We start from the raw sequence: 19,941 nt of genomic DNA, 5'->3' as shown, positions 1-19,941 counted from the left end.
CCCACGCAGGAACAGGCCGAGGTGAAGGAAGCCATCATCATTGATGTTTTGTTCTGTCAGGAGTGCGTCTGAGGGACAGGATATCGTCAACTATACGGGGGGCAGGAACTGAACACAGACGCCGTCGGTGTGCGCCTGTGGGGTTATTATCGCTGCAGCCTTAACCGGCGCGAGATTGATTCTGTACCAGCGTGAGGGATCCCTCGCTCAGCGCTTCTTTATAATGCTTACGGCAAACGGAAACATAACGTTCATTCCCGCCAATCACTACCTGTTCTCCTTCATTGTAAGGCCGTCCCTCTTGATCAAGACGCAGCACCATACTGGCCTTACGGCCGCAGAAACAGATCGTTTTTAATTCAACCAGCTTATCGGACCAGGCTAATAAATACTGGCTGCCGATAAACAGTTCGCCGCGAAAATCCGTTCGTAAACCGTAACACAGCACCGGAATATCCAGTTTGTCGACAACCTCAGATAATTCATGCACCTGCTCACGCGTAAGGAACTGGCTTTCATCCACCAGAACGCAGTGAACGGACTGCTTCGCGTGCTCGCTGGCGATATCGGTAAACAGCGATGTCTGAGGGTTAAACAGTCGGGCTGGCGACGAGAGACCGATTCGTGAGCTGACTTTTCCGGAACCAAAACGGTTATCAATTTCGGCGGTATAAACCAGGGCGCGCATGCCACGTTCCTGGTAATTGTATGACGACTGCAACAAGGCCGTCGACTTACCTGCATTCATTGCAGAATAGTAAAAATAAAGTTGAGCCATTGGCTGCCTAACCCCAATCAGTATGTTTTATCGCGGCGGAATTGTAGCATATTTTCTACCGTTATCGGTCTTTTCAGCGTCACGGCTACGCTGAATGTGAGCCTGCCTGCATCCTGATAGATTAAGGATTTTTAATGAATATTGGCGGCGATCATTTGCTCAACTCTGGCACCATCGCCGCTAATGATTGTCCTTTCGTGCGAATCATCCGATTTTCCAGGGCGGCGATAACGCGATTTCCTCACGCGTTATATTAAAGATTGCCCCAACTAATACGCTATTACCTCAGGGGGATATTTATCCCTGCAAACTATAATTTTACTCCCGGCCCCTCGAGAAAAGCATACTATCTCAGGGTTTTAGCTAAGGGTTTGCCCTAAGCTATAAGCGAAAAAGATGTGAACTCGCACGAGAAATTTAACTTAAATTAATTAATTATCGAGACAAATAACAAGTAATTTTGAATTACTTACATTCAACCCTATTGCACATCTGATTATATCGCTCTATTATTACTTCAACAAACCACCCCACAATATAAGTTTGAGATTACTACAATGAGCGAAGCACTTAAAATTTTGAACAACATCCGTACTCTTCGTGCGCAGGCGAGAGAATGCACCCTTGAAACGCTAGAAGAAATGCTGGAAAAATTAGAAGTTGTTGTTAACGAACGTCGCGAAGAAGAAAGCGCTGCGGCTGCAGAAATTGAAGAGCGTACTCGTAAACTTCAACAATACCGTGAAATGCTGATTGCCGATGGCATTGACCCGAATGAACTGCTGAGCACCATGGCAGCGGTTAAAGCGGGTACTAAAGCTAAGCGTGCTGCACGCCCGGCTAAATACAGCTACGTTGACGAAAACGGCGAAACCAAAACCTGGACCGGCCAGGGCCGTACTCCGGCAGTGATCAAAAAAGCAATGGACGAGCAGGGTAAAACCCTGGACGACTTCCTGCTGTAATTGAAGATCGTATTTGAAGAATCCCGCTTCGGCGGGATTTTTTTTGTCTCGGGTATACCACAAGTAAGCTCGGGGTATAAAAAAACCGGAAAGCGAACTCGCCTCCCGGTTATCTGCTCAGCAGAAAACGATTACTTAGCTACAGCGTTTTCCAGCCAGGCTTTAAAATCCGCGCCCAGGGTTTTATGACGAATGCCATATTCTACAAACGCCTGCATATAACCCAGTTTATTACCGCAGTCGTGGCTCTTGCCTTTCATGTGATAGGCTTCAACGGTTTCTTTGGCGATAAGCATATCGATCGCATCGGTCAGCTGAATTTCGTCCCCGGCTCCCGGAGGAGTTTTAGCCAGCAGCGGCCAAATATCCGCGCTCAGCACATAACGGCCTACGACTGCGAGGTTAGACGGCGCCACATCAGCTTTTGGCTTTTCAACCACGCCAACCATCGGCACGCTTTCACCCGGCTGCAGAGATTCGCCTTTGCAGTCAACCACGCCGTATGCCGTTACATCAGCAACCGGCTCAACCATAATCTGGCTGGATCCGGTTTCATCGAAACGGGAGATCATTTCAGCCAGGTTATCGCGGGAAAGATCAGATTCAAACTCGTCCAGAATAACGTCAGGCAGAATAACCGCTACCGGCTCATCACCAACTACCGGATGTGCGCACAGCACCGCATGACCCAGCCCTTTTGCCAGACCCTGACGAACCTGCATAATGGTCACGTGCGGCGGACAAATAGATTGAACTTCTTCCAGCAGCTGGCGTTTTACACGTTTTTCCAGCATCGCTTCCAGTTCAAAACTGGTATCGAAATGGTTTTCAATAGAGTTTTTCGAAGAGTGAGTCACCAGAACAATTTCAGTAATCCCGGCCGCAATACACTCGTTTACAACATATTGAATTAAAGGCTTATCTACCAGTGGCAGCATTTCTTTCGGAATAGCTTTAGTAGCGGGTAGCATCCTGGTGCCTAATCCCGCAACCGGGATAACAGCTTTTCTTACTTTAGAATTAATGGCAGCCATTGAAATCTCCTGGACTGTTCGTTTTTTAAACTTTTCGTTAATAATAACGGTATGAGTATATCAGTCCGCTCAGGCAAACCCGGTCAGAAAGGTTTGGATTCCCTCGAATTAGGACTATTACTTATAAACTTCAATGATAGTACCACCGCAAAAGATTGGCCGGTAATCCCATCAGCTTAAAAAAATACACAATTGTTCATTCCGCAGACAACATCAGGCGTAAACGCCCGCCTGCCCCCCAAATTTGGCACTGCCACGATGTGCAGCGTTGGCTAATTTGGTTGAGATAAGCATTGCCCAGCGTCCCCAACGGGACACCGTTACTGATCTGAATTTGATGTTCCCCGGTATTGAGTGTGCCATTCAATCCCGCAGACACCAGAATCAAATTTTTCAAACCGCTGTGGTAATACCCCACCAGTAATGGAAATTGCCCCGGCAGGTTTGCCTGACGCAGTAACTGGTTTACCTGTTTTAACAGGCTACCCATTTCCGGCAAACGTTGACCCTGATGAGCAAGCTGCTCCTGCAGTAAGCCATTAAACAGTGCCCGTAGCAGCAACGCCGCGAGGACACCATTATCACCTGCTCGTGTGACATCCAGACAGTAGAAAGCCAGATCGTTTTCAGATAATGGGGCAATATCCAACACCAGACCGGGCCGGTCAGCCGATACCAGTTGACGATAATGAATACGACACTTCGATATTTCCTGCTGAACCGGCGGCTGGAGCTCCTGCAATAATCGTGATGCTGCGGTCGGGTCGCTCACCAGCGCATCCCAGTCTTCAAACAAACGCTCTTCTTCTTCAACCCGCGAGCTGAACATATTGGGATACAGGCAGGCATACACCGTTTCCCGCAGGCGATTGAAATCTTTAACCGGCTTTAACAACACATCCTGAACACCCAGCCGCAGCGCTTTTGCGATATCAGCCATATTTTCCGTGGCAGATATCATCAGAATCGGCAATTGCTCGCCCCGGTTACGCAAATGCTCGACCAGCTCAAGACCGTTCATTCGCGGCATAGAGATGTCACAAATCATCAGGTCGGGTTGTGACTCGGCCATTTTCTGGAGCGCATCAACGCCATCCTCCGCCTGCACCGTTGCGGCGCCCAGTGAGGTTAGCCAGGAGTGCAAGAGTGAGCGGAAAACGGCTTCGTCTTCAACTATCAGAATCAGTTTTCCCGCCAGTGGCTGCGTCATGATCTCTCCTCTGACTGACGATGACTAAATAGTGGCATGCAATTCACACTATCGCCTGTCAGAATTTACTTAAGTCTAAGCCAAATGGTGTCACACCGCAGTGGGAACCAGAGGTAATAATTCATCCATTTTCTTTTCAACAGACAAATATCCGGCAGCAATCGCTTCACCGGCGCGATGAAAATCTAGCGTGGAGATTTGCGGACAGAATGGCTGCAGCAGAATATCGGGCGGATCGCCCGCCATACGATTACGTTTCAGGCGATTTTCCAATACCTGTATAGAGGTGGACATAATTTCCATCGCGGTCGGGGTGGCCGCACGACGCGAGGTCATTCCGCTAAGGCGTGCGCGAATGCGCGCATGCCAGGAAAAATCCCTGTCGTCTTCCAGCGGTGGCTTTTCGAGTGACCACATATCTTGCTGCATCAGATGCGCGTCATGCTGCAAGTCAACGGCAATCACGATATCGGCGCCCAGCGCACGGGCCAGGGAAACCGGTACGGGATTGACCACCGCGCCGTCCACCAGCCAGTAGCCATTATGCATCACCGGAGACATCAGGCCCGGCATACTGCAGGAGGCGCGCACCGCCTGGTGCAAATCGCCCTCGGTGAACCACAGTTCGCGGCCGGTGCTTAAGTTGGTCGCCACCGCCGCAAAGCGACGGTCGCAGCGTTCGATCTCAGAAACAGGCATGACGCGTCGGAACTGATTGAATACGCGTTCCCCGCGCAGCAGGCCCCCACGACGCCAGGACAGGTCCATCAGCCGCAGTACATCCCAGTTATTAAAGGAACAGACCCATTTCTCCAGCGCCGGAAGACGGTTGCAGGCATACGCGGCCCCCACCAGCGAACCGATGGAACATCCTGCGACGATATCGACTTCAATACCCGCGCGCTGCAGTGCCTTAATCACACCAATATGCGACCACCCGCGGGCCGCTCCTGCGCCTAACGCCAGACCAATCTTAAGCTTTCTCATTATTCCCGATATACTTCCTTCCGCTGCGAACATAGCATCATTGCTACAGCTCAGTTAACATAAAACAGGTTGGCGCCACTGCGCCGTGAATTTTTTCCATGGAGGCCGATTTGTCGCCATTATGCCCTTGTGGCAGCGCTCAGGAGTATAGCTCATGTTGTCAGCGATATCTGACCGGCTCACTGCTTGCGCCAGATCCATCACACTTGATGCGCTCCCGCTACAGTGCGTTTGTCATGAAGGATGCCGATTACCTGATCAAAACCTGGCACCCTTCCTGCCAACCGCAGCTGTTTCGTGCCGATCTGGAAAAGGGCTTCGCCAAAACACACTGGCAAGGCCTGACGGTATTCGCTGCCGATGAAGGCAGCCATCCCGACGAGGGCTTTGTCAGTTTCGTCGCACGGTTTGATGAAGATAACCGCCCCGGCGCCATAATTGAACGTTCCAGATTCTTAAAAGAAAAGGGACAGTGGTACTATATCGACGGTACACGACCACTGTTTGGTCGTAACGACCCCTGCCCTTGTGGTTCAGGTAAAAAATTTAAAAAATGCTGTGGCCAGTAATACGGCACCAGCAATAGCAAACACTACAGGATTTTCCTCGCGATGCATTCATTACAACGTAAAGTACTACGCACCATTTGCCCTGATCAGAAAGGACTCATCGCGCGTATCACGAACATTTGCTACAAGCACGAACTGAACATTGTTCAAAATAACGAGTTCGTCGATCACCGCACCGGCCGTTTCTTTATGCGTACCGAGCTGGAAGGGATTTTTAATGATGCCATTTTACTGGCAGACCTCGACAGCGCACTGCCGGAAGGTTCCATTCGCGAGCTGACCCCAGCCGGCCGCCGCCGGGTAGTCATTCTGGTGACCAAAGAGGCACATTGCCTGGGCGATCTGTTGATGAAGGCCAACTATGGTGGCCTGGATGTAGAAATTGCTGCCGTCATCGGCAACCATGAAACACTGCGCACGCTGGTTGAGCGTTTTGACATTCCGTTCCAACTGGTGAGCCACGAAGGTCTGACCCGTGAAGAGCACGATAAACAGATGGGTGATGCTATTGAGTCTTATGCCCCGGACTACGTGGTGCTGGCGAAATATATGCGGGTACTGACGCCGGAATTTGTTTCCCGCTTCCCGAACCAGATTATCAATATCCACCACTCCTTCCTGCCGGCCTTTATCGGTGCCCGTCCTTATCATCAGGCTTATGAGCGTGGCGTGAAAATCATCGGTGCGACCGCCCACTACGTCAACGATAACCTGGACGAAGGCCCGATCATTATGCAGGACGTGATTCACGTCGATCACACCTATACCGCTGAAGATATGATGCGTGCAGGGCGTGATGTTGAAAAGAATGTGTTGAGCCGCGCACTCTATAAGGTTCTGGCCCAGCGCGTGTTCGTCTACGGCAACCGAACGATTATTCTTTAATCAATAGTAAAATTAACTGGTTAGCTTTACGCCTTTGCGCATAAATTTCAGGCAACCAGTTTATTTTTCTCAACGGAAAGCTTTACAGGGGCGCGTCATTTGATATGATGCGCCCCGCTTCCCCAGAAGGAAGCCGGCCAGTAATAAGCATTACCCCGTGGTGGGGTTCCCGAGCGGCCAAAGGGAGCAGACTGTAAATCTGCCGTCATCGACTTCGAAGGTTCGAATCCTTCCCCCACCACCATCAAAATTCTACGCTCAATAAGTACATACCCCTGGCGGGGTTCCCGAGCGGCCAAAGGGAGCAGACTGTAAATCTGCCGTCATCGACTTCGAAGGTTCGAATCCTTCCCCCGCCACCATCACTTCCTTGCAGTACGTCAGCCAAATCAAACCGCAAAATCTTATATTCTGCCCATGCGGGGAAGGATGAGAAGCTTCGACTAAGGTTCGATTCGAGCACCAGCGAGAAAGCGTTGCCGCAGGCAACGACCCGAAGGGCGAAGCGCGTAGCGCTAAGTCATCCTTCCCCCGCCACCATCACGTCCTTGCAGTACATCAGCCAAATCAAACCGCAAAGTCCTATATTCTGCCCATGCGGGGAAGGATGAGAAGCTTCGACTAAGGTTCGATTCGAGCACCAGCGAAAAAGCGTTGCCGCAGGCAACGACCCGAAGGGCGAAGCGCGTAGCGCTGAGTCATCCTTCCCCCGCCACCATCACTTCCTTGCAGTACATCAGCCAAATCAAACCGCAAAATCCTATATTCTTCCCATGCGGGATCGGCTCCCATATGGCACTACGTTTACCGGGATTACCAGCCCCATCCGGAAGGCATAAAAAAACCCCGACAATGCGGGGTTTATCAGGTTCTGATTGCGACAATCAGCGACGTGCGCGAACAATCTGGTATTTGCGTGTCAGATACTCTACCGGCACGCTCCAGATATGAACCAGGCGCGAGAACGGGAACAGCACAAACAGCGTCATACCGAGCACCAGGTGCATACGGAAGATAAACGCCACGCCGTCGAGGTGCGCAGACGCGCCACCGTGGAAGGTCACCACCGACTGCGCCCAGCCAACCAGCTTCATCATTTCACTGCCGTCCATATGCTGGGCAGAAAACGGAATCGTCAGCAGACCCAGCGTACACTGGATAACCAGCACCGACATCACCAGAATGTCCGCCCCGGTCGTTGTTGCGCGAATGCGCGGATTGAACAGGCGGCGCTTGAGCAGCAAAATACCACCAACCAGACACATCAGGCCCGCGGCACCGCCGCCAAACATTGCCATCTTCTGCTTCACGTCAAGCGGCAGCCAGGCTTCATACATCCAGTGTGGTGTCAGCATCCCAAAGGCATGACCCGCAATCACACCGAGGATCCCAATATGGAACAGGTTCGATGCCAGGTTCATCCCTTTTCGATCCAGCATCTGGCTGGAGGCAGCGCGCCAGGTATATTGCCCGTAGTCGTAACGCAGCCAGCTCCCCACCAGGAATACCGCCCCGGCAATATACGGATAGATGTCAAAGAAGAACATATTCAGGAAGTGCATTATTGCTGTCCTCCGTTAGAGATATTCAAATATTGCGGGGCAACGGCTCCGGCAAAACGACGCTGGTGAGCGGCGATATCTGACTCAGCGCAGCCCTGATCGGCAAAGAATTTCACCTGTTCTTCTTCCCACACCGCATCCAGCGCCTGCGGCGTATCATCGCGGGCCTCATCGGCAATTTTCTCGGCCACCTGTTGGCTGTCAACTTGGGTGTTGGCCAACGTCAGCAGCAGTTCAAACAGCACCGCGTAGTGGCTTTCACGCTGTCGCAGACGGGCGCTGAGCAGACCGAGAATCGGCGCCACATCCTGCAGCCCGGCAATGGCTTCGTCCGCGGGCAGTTGCGCAAGATATTCCAGATACAGCGGGAGATGGTCCGGCAGTTCACGACTGTCGAGCGCCAGGCCGTGGCGTTCATACTGCGCCATCAAATCCACCATCGCCTGACCACGATCGCGAGATTCACCGTGAACATGTTCAAACAACAACAGGGACGTTGCCCGGCCGCGGTCGAACAGTTCGCTGTAATACGCCTGCGCGTCTAGCGGATCCTGCGCGGTCAAATCACGCAGGAAAACGCCCAGTTGCTGGGCATCCTCTTTACTCAGCGTTTCCGAGGACGCCAGCGCCTCGAACATCTCCTGCTGATGCTGCCACAAGGCAGCATCCGGGTACTCCAGCAGGCGCGACACAATGACGAGTTCAATCATGAGTGCGGCTCCGTTTTGCTGGTGACATTGATGGCATCGATACGACGGCTGTTGAACAGGTTGAACTTGCTATCTGAGCCATGACAACCATCACCAAAGGTGAAGCCGCAGCCACGCTGCTCCGGGAAAGCATCGCGAGCTTGCTCACGATGGCTGCTCGGGACCACGAAGCGATCTTCGTAGTTTGCAATTGCCAGGTAGCGGTACATCTCCTGCGCCTGAGCTTCGGTCAGACCGACCTCTTCCAGCGCACGGGTATCAACCACGCCATCCACGCTTTCTGCGCGTTTAAAGTGACGCATCGCCAGCATGCGTTTCAGCGCCAGCAGCACCGGCTGAGTATCCCCGGCGGTCAGCAGGTTAGCCAGGTACTGGACCGGAATACGCAGGCTTTCAACGTCTGGCAGGATCCCGTTACTGCCCAGCTCGCCGGCATCAGCCGCGGACTGAATCGGTGACAGCGGTGGCACATACCAGACCATCGGCAGCGTGCGGTATTCCGGGTGCAGCGGCAGCGCCAGCTTCCAGTCCATCGCCATTTTGTACACCGGCGACTGCTGCGCAGCGTCAATCACGCCCTGCGGAACGCCATCTTTCAGCGCCTGCTCGATGACTTTCGGGTCATTCGGGTTGAGGAACACGTCCAGCTGACGCTGATACAGATCCTGCTCGTTTTCGGTGCTGGCCGCATTTTCAATCGCATCAGCGTCATACAGCAGCACGCCGAGGTAGCGAATGCGTCCGACGCAGGTTTCAGAACAGACGGTCGGCATCCCGGATTCGATACGCGGATAGCAGAAGATGCATTTCTCGGACTTGCCGCTCTTCCAGTTGAAGTAGATCTTTTTGTACGGGCAGCCGGTAATACACATCCGCCAGCCGCGGCACTTATCCTGATCGATCAGTACGATGCCATCTTCTTCACGCTTATAGATGGCGCCGCTTGGGCAGGTCGCCACGCAGGCCGGGTTCAGGCAGTGTTCGCAAAGACGCGGCAGATACATCATGAAGGTGTTTTCGAACTGGCCGTACATCGCCTTCTGCATGTTGTCGAAATTGCGGTCTTTGGAGAGCTTTTCAAACTCGCCGCCAAGGTCATCTTCCCAGTTCGGACCGCTAGTGATCTTGTCCATCCGTTGCCCGGTGATCAGCGAACGCGGACGGGCGATCGGCTGATGCTTGCTCTCCGGCGCGGCCTGCAGGTTCTGGTAGTCGAAATCAAAAGGCTCGTAGTAATCATCGATGCCCGGCAGATGCGGGTTGGCGAAGATTTTACCCAGAAGCATCGCACGGTTACCCATGCGCGGCTGCAGTTTGCCGTTAATTTTACGGATCCAGCCGCCCTTCCATTTCTCCTGGTTTTCCCAGTCGTTCGGGAAACCAACGCCTGGCTTGGTTTCGACGTTATTGAACCAGGCGTACTCAGTCCCTTCACGACTGGTCCAGACGTTTTTACAGGTGACTGAGCAGGTGTGACAGCCGATGCATTTATCGAGATTCAGCACCATGCCGACTTGTGAACGAATTTTCATTTTACGCTCTCCTGTACCTGGTCATGACCTTCACCATCCAGCCAGTTAATATTCTTCATCTTGCGTACCACCACGAACTCATCGCGGTTAGAGCCCACGGTACCGTAATAGTTAAAGCCGTAAGCCAGCTGCGCGTAGCCGCCGATCATATGGGTCGGCTTCGGCGTAATGCGCGTGACCGAGTTGTGGATCCCGCCGCGTTGGCCGGTAATTTCCGAGCCCGGTAGATTCACAATACGTTCCTGAGCGTGGTACATCATGGTCATCCCCGCCGGCACGCGTTGGCTGACCACCGCACGTGCGGTCAGTGCCCCGTTACTGTTGAAGACTTCAATCCAGTCGTTGTCCTCAATGCCCAGTTCTTTGGCATCCGCTTCGCTCATCCAGACGATTGGCCCACCGCGTGACAGGGTCAGCATCAGCAGGTTGTCGCTGTAGGTCGAGTGGATACCCCATTTCTGGTGCGGCGTCAGGAAGTTCAGCGCCTTCTCCGGGTTACCGTTAGACTTCTCACCCATCACCGCTTTCACCGAACGGGTATCGATCGGCGGACGGTACACCAGCAGGCTCTCACCGAAATCACGCATCCACTGATGGTCCTGATACAAGGACTGGCGACCGGACAGGGTCCGCCACGGAATCAGCTCATGTACGTTGGTATAACCAGCGTTATAGGACACATGTTCATCTTCAAGACCAGACCAGGTCGGGCTGGAGATGATTTTGCGCGGCTGGGCCTGAATATCGCGGAAACGAATTTTCTCGTCTTCTTTATTCAGTGCCAGATGGGTATGGTCGCGACCGGTAAACTCACTCAGCGCAGCCCAGGCTTTCACCGCCACCTGACCGTTGGTTTCTGGGGCCAGCGTGAGGATCATCTCGGCGGCATCAATCGCCGTATTCAGCATTGGCTGACCTTTAGCCGGACCGTCGGCCTTGGTGTAATTCAGCTTACGCAGCAGATCCATCTCGCTCTGGGTATTCCAGGCAATGCCTTTACCACCGTTGCCGATCTTCTCCATCAGCGGGCCGATAGAAGTAAAACGTTCGTAGGTCGCCGGGTAGTCACGTTCCACCGGAATAATGTGCGGCGCGGTTTTACCTGGGATCAGGTCGCACTCGCCTTTTTTCCAGTCCTTCACGTCGAGCGGCTGCGCCAGCTCTGCTGCAGAGTCATGCTGAATCGGCAGCGTAACGACGTCCGTCTCTTTACCAAGATGGCCTACGCAAACTTCGGAGAATTTTTTCGCGATGCCTTTGTAAATTTCCCAGTCGCTTTTCGATTCCCACGCCGGGTCGACGGCGGCAGACAACGGATGAATAAAGGGATGCATATCCGAGGTATTCATGTCGTCTTTTTCGTACCAGGTCGCCGTAGGCAGTACGATGTCGGAGTACAGGCAGGTGCTCGACAGGCGGAAGTCCAGCGTCACCACCAGATCCAGCTTGCCGTCGAGGCCGTTATCGTGCCACTCCACCTCTTCTGGCTTCACGCCGCCCTGCTTGCCGAGATCCAGTCCCTGAATACCGTGCTCGGTACCCAGCAGATACTTCAGCATGTATTCATGACCTTTACCGGAAGAGCCCAGCAGGTTAGAGCGCCAGATAAACAGGTTACGCGGGTGGTTCTTACCGTTTTCAGGTTGTTCGGCGGCAAAACGAATCGTGCCGTCTTTCAGCGCCTTAACGGTGTAATCAACAGGCGTCATTCCGGCCTGTTTCGCGGCTTCAGCAATGCGCAACGGGTTGGTACCCAGCTGCGGCGCTGATGGCAGCCAGCCCATACGCTCGGCACGAACGTTGAAGTCCAGCAGATGGCCGGTATAGCGGGATTTATCCGCCAGCGGCGACAGCAGCTCCTGCGCGGTTACCGATTCGTAGCGCCACTGGCTGGAGTGATTATAGAAATACGACGTACTGTTCATATGACGCGCCGGACGCTGCCAGTCGAGGGCAAATGCCAGCGGCTGCCAGCCGGTCTGCGGACGCAGTTTTTCCTGGCCGACATAGTGCGCCCAGCCGCCGCCACTCTGACCCACGCAGCCGCAGAAAATCAGCATGTTGATCAGGCCACGATAGTTCATATCGAGGTGATACCAGTGGTTCAGACCGGCACCGACGATAATCATTGAACGCCCGTGAGTCTTATCGGCATTATCAGCAAATTCGCGAGCGGTACGGATAATCTGCGCCCGGGATACCCCGGTGATTTTCTCTGCCCATGCCGGGGTATAGGCCTTGACGTCATCGTAGCTGCTGGCGCAGTTTTCATCGCCGAGACCGCGATCCAGGCCATAGTTCGCCAGGGTCAGGTCATACACGGTAGTGACCAGCGCGCTGGTACCATCAGCCATCTGCAGGCGTTTCACCGGCAGTTTGTGCAGCAGCACGTTTTCCAGTTCAACTTTATTGAAATGCTCGGTGCCGTCGCCGCCAAAATAGGGGAAGCCCACATTCGCAATATCGTCATGGCCGCCCAGCAGGCTGAGGCGCAGTGCGACCTCTTCGCCGGTGCTGCCATCACGCTGCTCAAGGTTCCACTTGCCTTTGTCGCCCCAGCGGAAGCCGATCGAACCGTTCGGCACGGTCATTTCGCCCTTTTCATCAAAGGCAACGGTCTTCCACTCCGGGTTCTGCTGCTGGCCTAACGCATCGACCAGATCCGCCGCACGCAGCATACGGCCCGCTGCGTAGTAACCGTCGCGCTCTTCAAGCATCACCAGCATCGGCATGTCGGTGTAACGACGAACATAATCGGTGAAGTACTGGCTCGGCTTATCGAGATGGAATTCGCGCAGCATAACGTGGCCCATCGCCAGCGCCATTGCCGCATCGGTACCCTGTTTCGGCGCCAGCCACAGATCGCACAGCTTGGCGATTTCGGCGTAATCCGGGGTGATAGCGACGGTTTTGGTGCCTTTATAGCGCACTTCCGTAAAGAAGTGAGCATCCGGGGTACGGGTCTGCGGAACGTTGGAGCCCCAGGCAATGATATAGCTGGAGTTATACCAGTCGGCCGATTCTGGCACGTCGGTCTGCTCGCCCCAGGTCTGCGGGGAAGCCGGCGGCAGGTCGCAGTACCAGTCGTAGAAGCTCAGACAGGTCCCGCCAATCAGTGACAGATAGCGCGCGCCGGAAGCATACGACACCATCGACATTGCCGGGATCGGTGAGAAGCCCGCCACGCGGTCAGGACCATAGTTTTTCACGGTATAGACATTAGAAGCGGCAATCAGCTCGTTCACTTCCTGCCACGAGGAGCGCACGAAGCCACCGCGACCACGCGCCTGTTTGAAGCTTTTCGCTTTATCGGCATCTTCAATAATCGATGCCCAGGCATCCACCGGATCGCGATGCTGAGCTTTCGCTTCACGCCACATTTTCATCAGGCGTTTGCGCATCAGCGGATACTTAAGGCGGTTGGCGCTGTAGAGATACCAGGAGTAGCTGGCGCCGCGTGGGCAGCCGCGTGGCTCATGGTTTGGCATATCAGGGCGAGTACGCGGATAGTCGGTTTGCTGGGTTTCCCAGGTTACCAGACCATTTTTAACATAAATCTTCCAGCTACAAGAGCCGGTGCAGTTAACCCCGTGAGTGGAGCGCACAACTTTGTCATGCTGCCAGCGCTGGCGGTATCCCTCCTCCCAGTCCCGGTTAGTGTGTAGAAGCTGGCCGTGGCCATCGGCAAAGGTTTCACCCTTCTGTTTGAAGTAGCGAAACCGGTCCAGGAATTTACTCATCGGGTTTCTCCTGTGTGGAGCCTGGCGGCTCTCTGATAAATCGACATTGCTGGAATGCCAGCGAAGGTAACGCTCTGAAAGCGGGAGAGAATTGATAACGATCAAGACCAAATGGCTTATAAATCGGCCATACACCGACAAATACTCCAAAGGGAGTATCTTTTTCTATTTTCCATCCACTTGTTTTAAAAAGGTTTTATTGCAAAATTACCCCTAACTACCCTATTCAGACATGTCGCCGGGTATTAAGGGGTAGAGCGGTGTAAACCGGTAGGATGCCGTGCAGACGCGGCGCCGGAAGATGACACAAAAAAAGGGCGCAATCTGCATTGCGCCCTGAGTTAAACGGCGATACCGCTTAAGACTTCTGCTTACGGCCGTAAACTGCCCAGGTGATGATCACGCAGGCTACGTAGAAGACGAAGAAGATCTTCATCGCGCCAGCCGGCGAACCGGTCAGCTCCAGCGAAATACCAAATGCTTTCGGGATAAAGAAGCCGCCGATGGCGCCAATCGCGGAAATAAAGCCCAGCGCCGCTGCCGTATCGGTAGCCGCCTCACGCATGGCCTGCTCTTCGCTCCCACCCTGCGCTTTTACGCGGGTCATCGTCATCTTACGGAAGATTAACGAAATCATCTGGAAGGTGGATGCACTCCCCAGACCGGCGGTCAGGAACAACACCATAAACACGCCGAAGAAGGCAATGAAGTTACCGCCTTCACCATGAGAAGGCAGCGTCAGGAACAGCAGACCGCTGAAGATAGCCATCACCACGAAATTCACCAGCGTCACGCGCGTCCCGCCCAGACGGTCGGAGATCGCCCCGCCCATTGAGCGAGCCAGCGCGCCAATAAACGGCCCGAAGAAAGCAAAGTGCAAAATCTGCACGTCCGGGAACTGGGTTTTCGACAGCATGGCGAAGCCTGCGGAAAAGCCGATAAACGAACCGAAGGTTGCCAGATACAACAGCGCCATGATCCACAGGTGACCACGCTTAAGTACCGGTAACTGTTCACTAAGAGAAGCTTTTGAGGCGGACAGATCGTTCATAAAGAACCACGCCGCCAGCGTCAGTACCACCAAAAACGGCACCCAAATCCAGGCGGCATTTTCCAGGTACATAACCGAGCCATCCGGCTGTTGAGCACCGGTTCCGCCGAACACGGCAAAAACCGACAGCGAAATCACCAGCGGAGCAACCAACTGCATCACGCTGACGCCCATGTTACCCAGGCCACCATTCAGGCCAAGGGCGCCGCCCTGCTTCTGTTTCGGGAAGAAGAAGCTGATGTTAGCCATACTGGAAGCAAAGTTTGCCCCGGCGAAACCGCACAGCAGAGAGATGATCACAAAGATACTGAACGGGGTTGAGGTATCCTGCACCGCGAAGCCCAGCCAGACGCAAGGGACAATCATGATCCCGGTACTGAATGCGGTCCAGCGACGGCCACCGAACAGCGGCACCATGAAAGCGTAAGGCACGCGCAATAACGCCCCCGACAACGCCGGCAGCGCGGTCAACATAAATAACTGGTCAGTGGTAAACTGGAAGCCAACTTTATTCAGATTCACCGCCACCGCACTGAACAACATCCATACACAAAACGCCAGCAGCAGACAAGGAACGGAAATCCATAAATTTCGGCTCGCAACACGATGGCCTCGCTGTTGCCAAAACTCGGGATCTTCAGGACGCCAGTCGGTGATAACTGAAGAACTGGCCTTCTCCGGGAGGGAAGATTGACTCATAAATGCCTCTGATTATCTAGATTTTCTTCCGCTACATTAGGGGTTACGAAGGGCGGTAAGTTGATATAAATCAAAGGAAAAGTGGGCATCATTTTGCTTTAAAAAAAATTATCATCCGAAGTGAGTAGTCTTTCCTGCCAAAAAAAGTGTGGTTTTTCACATGGCTGCTGGGTTTATCTCCTGCTGTGCCGTAAACCTACCTATCACCGACAATTAAGGGGTAATACTTTATAGGTATGGGTATACTCCATGAGATAGCTGAGAATAGCCGCCACTCCCGGATGGTTTGCCGGTCAGGAGCCACGCATTCTATGTTAAAACGTCTTTTTACCCCGCTTACGTTAGTGAATCAACTGGCGTTAATCGTGCTGCTATCGACGGCGATCGGTGTTGCCGGTATCGGGATCTCAGCCCGACTGGTGCACGGCGTGCAGGGTAGCGCACACGCCATCAATAAAGCCGGTTCGCTGAGGATGCAAAGCTATCGCCTGCTGGCGGCGGTCCCGCTTACCGACGGTGACCAGAAGCTGCTGGAAGATATGAACGCCACCGTTTTCAGCGAAGAGCTGCAAAATGCCGCCCTCAGAGACGGGCAGGATCGCCAGCTTAAAGCCTTGCAGCAATACTGGCAGATGGAACTGGCGCCGGGCATGAAACGCGCGAAAAACCAGGCCACCGTCGCCACCGATGTTGCCAACTTTGTCGATCGTATCGACCACCTGGTTACCTCGTTTGACCACACCACCGAACAGCGTATCCGCTACGTGGTCTGGCTGCAGCGGGGGATGGCTTTCGGCATGGCGCTGCTGTTTTTATTTACCATCGTCTGGCTGCGGGCACGGCTGTTACGCCCGTGGAAACAGCTGCTGGCGATGGCCCGGGCGGTCAGCCATCGCGATTTTACCCAGCGCGTGAATATCAGGGGTCGCGATGAGATGGCCACCCTCGGCACGGCTCTCAACAATATGTCGGCAGAGCTGGCGGAAAGCTACTCCGTCCTCGAACGGCGGGTGCAGGAAAAAACCGCCGGACTAGAGCAAAAAAACGAAATCCTCGCCTTTTTGTGGCAGGCAAACCGCCGCCTGCACTCCAGTGCCCCGCTCTGCGAACGAATTTCACCGGTACTCAATGGCCTTCAGGGGCTGACGCTGCTGCGCGATATCGAAGTGCGGGTCTATGATTTCGAAGATGAAGACAATCATCAGGAGTTTGCCTGTCATTCCGATCTGCAGTGTGACGATAAAGGTTGCTATTTATGCCCGCGCGATCTGCCGCCGCTGCCGGATTCCGGCGCCACGCTGAAATGGCGGCTGTCGGACGCCCATAACCAATACGGGATCCTGCTGGCCACGCTGCCGGTGGGCCGCCATCTGAGCCACGATCAACAGCAACTGGTCGATACCCTGGTCGAGCAGCTCACCTCGACCCTCGCGCTGGACCGCCACCAGGAACACCAGCAGCAGCTTATCGTGATGGAAGAACGCGCCACCATTGCTCGCGAGCTGCATGACTCTATCGCCCAGTCGCTATCCTGTATGAAGATGCAGGTTAGCTGTCTGCAGATGCAGGGCGACAACCTGCCGGAAGAGAGCCGTCAGCTGCTGGGCCAGATCCGCAACGAGCTGAATACCTCCTGGGCACAGCTGCGCGAGCTGTTGACTACCTTCCGGCTACAATTAACGGAACCGGGACTGCGCCCGGCGCTGGAGTCAAGCTGTCAGGAATACAGTGCTCATTTCGGTTTCACGGTGCAGCTGGACTACCAGCTTCCACCGCGGTTTGTCCCCTCGCATCAGGCGATTCACCTGCTGCAAATTGCCCGTGAAGCGCTTAGCAATGCATTGAAACACGCCCAGGCGACTGAAGTGACCGTCAGCGTATCGCTCAACGATAACCAGGTACGGCTGGTGGTCGCCGACAATGGCTGCGGCGTGCCTGACCATGCAGAGCGGAGCAACCATTACGGCTTAATTATTATGCGGGATCGCGCCCAGAGTTTGCGCGGAGACTGTCAGGTGCGTCGTCGGGAAAGCGGCGGCAGCGAAGTGGTCGTCACCTTTATCCCGGAAAAATCGATTTCAATCCAATAAGGAGAACCCTATGAGTCAACAGGAACGGGCCACCATTCTGCTCATTGATGATCACCCGATGCTGCGCACCGGCGTGAAGCAACTCGTTAGCATGGCAAGCGATATTCAGGTTATTGGCGAAGCCAGCAACGGCGAACAGGGTATCGCCCTCGCGGAAACCCTCGATCCTGACCTGATCCTGCTGGATCTCAACATGCCCGGCATGAACGGCCTTGAGACTCTCGACAAGCTGCGTGAAAAGTCACTCTCCGGACGGATTGTGGTCTTCAGCGTCTCCAACCATGAAGAAGACGTGGTTACCGCGTTAAAACGTGGAGCCGACGGCTATCTGCTGAAAGATATGGAGCCCGAAGACCTGCTTAAAGCGTTGCAACAGGCCGCGGCCGGTGAAATGGTGCTCAGCGAAGCCTTAACCCCGGTGCTGGCGGCCAGTCTGCGCGCTAACCGTGCAACATCAGACCGCGATATCAACCAGCTGACGCCTCGCGAGCGCGATATTCTCAAGCTGATCGCCCAGGGGCTGCCGAACAAAATGATCGCCCGTCGTCTGGAAATCACCGAAAGTACCGTGAAGGTGCACGTGAAACATATGTTGAAGAAAATGAAGCTGAAATCCCGCGTGGAAGCTGCGGTCTGGGTGCATCAGGAACGGATTTTCTAAGGCGTTTCCTGCCAGGAGATGCCCTCGGCCGAGAACTTAACCAGCGGCTCGGTCAGCGCCAGCGCTATCTCATTGGAGGAGACGCGCTGACCCGCGCCATCTTCCACTACCACCGACAGATGCCAGACGTTTGCGGCCCCCGGCGTCGTGTCCCATACCGGCAGGATCACGCTCCAGCCATCCGTGCTGCTGGAGTTAGCTGGCGCAGTGAGGCTCAGCTGTTGGGTATCGCCCTGCCATTTCAGCGACTTAATGCCATGCAGGCTGCGAATCTGCAGCTTCAGCTGCACCGTTTCTCCCGAGTGCAGTTCCCACGGCGGCGTCGCCAGATAGACGGTCAGCGATTTACGCTGTCGATACTCCACCACCGGCAAATTATCACGCTCCGGGCTGTCGTAACGGCTGCCGCGTAATGACCGGCTGGCCGCCACTTCATCGGCCGCCAGTTGCTGTTTGAGCGGTACGCCAAAGCGGTAATTCAGATTCAGCCCCACATTATTCTGGCTGATGCCGTTCTCGCCCTGCTTATGTTTTGCCGTCATGGTCACCAGCGGCACCGGCGTGTAGTTTAGCCCCACCGAGACCGCCACCGGGTTATGGTAGCCGGTACCGGAATGGAACAGATCGACGCTATCGCCAAAATACTGCTCGACGCTGACGCTGGTATTAATGTGTTGATAAAACGGCAGGCGCGCCTGGGCGGTCACATCATACCCGCTGGCCATGCGCTGCTCCTGAGTCAGGCTTTCGTTGCGTTGCCAACTGCCGACAGGATGGTAATAGTTGGCCGACAGGCGCAGGTATTCACCCCACGCCTCAGCACCGACGCTGCCTCGCGCCATGCTTTCACCCAACACTTTATCGTAGAAAGAGTTGTAGCCCAGCAGCCAGTCGCCTTTTCTCCAGCGCTGCCCCAGGCCGATGTTACCCACCAGATCGTTATCCCGTTGGGTTACCGAATACTGGTTCCAGGTCAGATAATCGCCGTTATCCTGCAGCGGAATAAACCAGCTGCCTTTACTGCCGGTAAAGTGGCCTTCTTTATCCACCAGCAAGTCAACGTTGGCATTACCCCAGGGCGAAAGCCAGTTTTCCAGCTGATGGCTCACCTCGTTACCCAGCTTACCGATCGCCATCACGCGCGCCTGCTCGCCGGTTGTCAGGCCATTATCGCTCATGCTGGCCTCACCAAATTTTTTGGCCATTTCGGCAAAGTGACGGGCATCATCATCGACCTGCGGAGCGATCCCCAGGTCCGGCAATGCCGCCTGTTTTGCGCTGAACGGCTGGCTTTCTTGCAGAGCACAGGCAGGGCCCCCTGCCAGCAGCAAGGGTATCGCAAGGAGTGGGGCCACGCGGTACAACAACAACATTGAACGGATTACGTTAACTCATTAATAAATGACATCTACGGTAAGTTTACCGTTTTTTGCCGCCCCCCGCAGCCTCGGGGTCAACTTCAGGAATA

Annotated in this window: 15 protein-coding genes, 2 tRNA genes and 2 other RNA genes; 9 read left to right on the top strand and 10 right to left on the bottom strand. The window is 54.3% G+C overall.

What is annotated here, in order from left to right; all coding sequences use genetic code 11:
• Positions 1-160: 160 nt before the first annotated feature.
• Positions 161-778, bottom strand: a complete 618-nt coding sequence (gene tdk / locus ACMYSP_RS22865) for a thymidine kinase (protein WP_434584329.1) — start codon at positions 776-778, stop codon at positions 161-163.
• Positions 779-1,335: 557 nt separating this feature from the next.
• On the opposite strand from tdk, the gene hns reads away from it, so the two are divergent.
• Positions 1,336-1,743 (top strand): histone-like nucleoid-structuring protein H-NS, encoded by a 408-nt coding sequence (gene hns, locus ACMYSP_RS22860; RefSeq protein ID WP_004863421.1) that lies wholly within the window; start codon positions 1,336-1,338, stop codon positions 1,741-1,743.
• 131 nt (positions 1,744-1,874) lie between these two features.
• Here the strand turns inward: hns and galU are convergent, their stop codons facing one another.
• The 3 genes from galU to rssA form a co-directional block, all read right to left on the bottom strand.
• Positions 1,875-2,777, bottom strand: a complete 903-nt coding sequence (gene galU / locus ACMYSP_RS22855; protein WP_434584326.1) for a UTP--glucose-1-phosphate uridylyltransferase GalU — start codon at positions 2,775-2,777, stop codon at positions 1,875-1,877.
• A gap of 196 nt (positions 2,778-2,973) precedes the next feature.
• Positions 2,974-3,987: a two-component system response regulator RssB gene (gene rssB, locus ACMYSP_RS22850; protein ID WP_434584324.1), complete on the bottom strand. Its 1,014-nt coding sequence runs from the start codon at positions 3,985-3,987 to the stop codon at positions 2,974-2,976.
• Between the two features lie 90 nt (positions 3,988-4,077).
• Positions 4,078-4,974, bottom strand: coding sequence for a patatin-like phospholipase RssA (rssA, locus tag ACMYSP_RS22845; protein ID WP_434584322.1), 897 nt, complete (start codon positions 4,972-4,974; stop codon positions 4,078-4,080).
• Positions 4,975-5,084: 110 nt separating this feature from the next.
• Between rssA and ACMYSP_RS22840 the strand changes: the two genes are divergently transcribed.
• The 6 genes from ACMYSP_RS22840 (at position 5,085) to ACMYSP_RS22815 (ending at position 7,146) form a co-directional block, all read left to right on the top strand.
• Complete coding sequence (locus tag ACMYSP_RS22840; RefSeq protein ID WP_217426875.1) at positions 5,085-5,543, top strand: YchJ family protein; 459 nt, start codon at positions 5,085-5,087, stop codon at positions 5,541-5,543.
• Between the two features lie 42 nt (positions 5,544-5,585).
• Positions 5,586-6,428 carry a formyltetrahydrofolate deformylase gene (purU, locus tag ACMYSP_RS22835; protein ID WP_123754748.1) on the top strand — a complete coding sequence of 281 codons (843 nt, stop codon included), beginning with the start codon at positions 5,586-5,588 and terminating at the stop codon, positions 6,426-6,428.
• Between the two features lie 159 nt (positions 6,429-6,587).
• A tRNA-Tyr gene (locus ACMYSP_RS22830) sits at positions 6,588-6,672 on the top strand.
• A gap of 33 nt (positions 6,673-6,705) precedes the next feature.
• Positions 6,706-6,790: transfer RNA gene (locus ACMYSP_RS22825), tRNA-Tyr, on the top strand.
• Between the two features lie 46 nt (positions 6,791-6,836).
• Positions 6,837-6,968, top strand: a non-coding RNA gene (locus ACMYSP_RS22820) — RtT sRNA.
• A gap of 46 nt (positions 6,969-7,014) precedes the next feature.
• A non-coding RNA gene (locus ACMYSP_RS22815) (RtT sRNA) lies at positions 7,015-7,146 on the top strand.
• A gap of 166 nt (positions 7,147-7,312) precedes the next feature.
• On the opposite strand, the gene narI is transcribed toward ACMYSP_RS22815, so the two are convergent.
• From narI to ACMYSP_RS22790, 5 genes are all read right to left on the bottom strand, one after another.
• On the bottom strand, positions 7,313-7,990 hold the full coding sequence (gene narI / locus ACMYSP_RS22810; protein WP_434584320.1) for a respiratory nitrate reductase subunit gamma: 678 nt from the start codon (positions 7,988-7,990) through the stop codon (positions 7,313-7,315).
• Positions 7,990-8,700, bottom strand: a complete 711-nt coding sequence (gene narJ, locus ACMYSP_RS22805; protein ID WP_434584318.1) for a nitrate reductase molybdenum cofactor assembly chaperone — start codon at positions 8,698-8,700, stop codon at positions 7,990-7,992. The genes narI and narJ overlap by 1 nt, the downstream gene beginning before the upstream one ends.
• Positions 8,697-10,232, bottom strand: coding sequence for a nitrate reductase subunit beta (gene narH / locus ACMYSP_RS22800; protein WP_434584316.1), 1,536 nt, complete (start codon positions 10,230-10,232; stop codon positions 8,697-8,699). Before narH ends, narJ begins: the two co-directional genes overlap by 4 nt.
• Entirely contained in the window at positions 10,229-13,972 is a 3,744-nt protein-coding gene (locus tag ACMYSP_RS22795) for a nitrate reductase subunit alpha (RefSeq protein ID WP_434584314.1), read from the bottom strand. The genes narH and ACMYSP_RS22795 overlap by 4 nt, the downstream gene beginning before the upstream one ends.
• Positions 13,973-14,330: 358 nt before the next feature.
• On the bottom strand, positions 14,331-15,722 hold the full coding sequence (locus tag ACMYSP_RS22790; RefSeq protein ID WP_434584312.1) for a NarK family nitrate/nitrite MFS transporter: 1,392 nt from the start codon (positions 15,720-15,722) through the stop codon (positions 14,331-14,333).
• 311 nt (positions 15,723-16,033) lie between these two features.
• On the opposite strand from ACMYSP_RS22790, the gene narX reads away from it, so the two are divergent.
• Both narX and narL read left to right on the top strand, forming a co-directional pair.
• On the top strand, positions 16,034-17,812 hold the full coding sequence (gene narX / locus ACMYSP_RS22785) for a nitrate/nitrite two-component system sensor histidine kinase NarX (protein WP_434584311.1): 1,779 nt from the start codon (positions 16,034-16,036) through the stop codon (positions 17,810-17,812).
• Positions 17,813-17,822: 10 nt separating this feature from the next.
• Positions 17,823-18,473 carry a two-component system response regulator NarL gene (gene narL, locus ACMYSP_RS22780; RefSeq protein WP_434584309.1) on the top strand — a complete coding sequence of 217 codons (651 nt, stop codon included), beginning with the start codon at positions 17,823-17,825 and terminating at the stop codon, positions 18,471-18,473.
• On the opposite strand, the gene ACMYSP_RS22775 is transcribed toward narL, so the two are convergent.
• Positions 18,470-19,846, bottom strand: coding sequence for a YchO/YchP family invasin (locus tag ACMYSP_RS22775; protein ID WP_434584307.1), 1,377 nt, complete (start codon positions 19,844-19,846; stop codon positions 18,470-18,472). The two genes, narL and ACMYSP_RS22775, sit on opposite strands and share 4 nt — an antisense overlap.
• Between the last annotated feature and the right edge of the window lie 95 nt (positions 19,847-19,941).

This window comes from Klebsiella sp. R390 (genome assembly GCF_051131745.1).
GTDB lineage: Bacteria > Pseudomonadota > Gammaproteobacteria > Enterobacterales > Enterobacteriaceae > Klebsiella.
The sequence above is the reverse complement of the archived record's forward strand: the minus strand, read 5'-3'. Positions and strand labels throughout refer to the sequence as shown.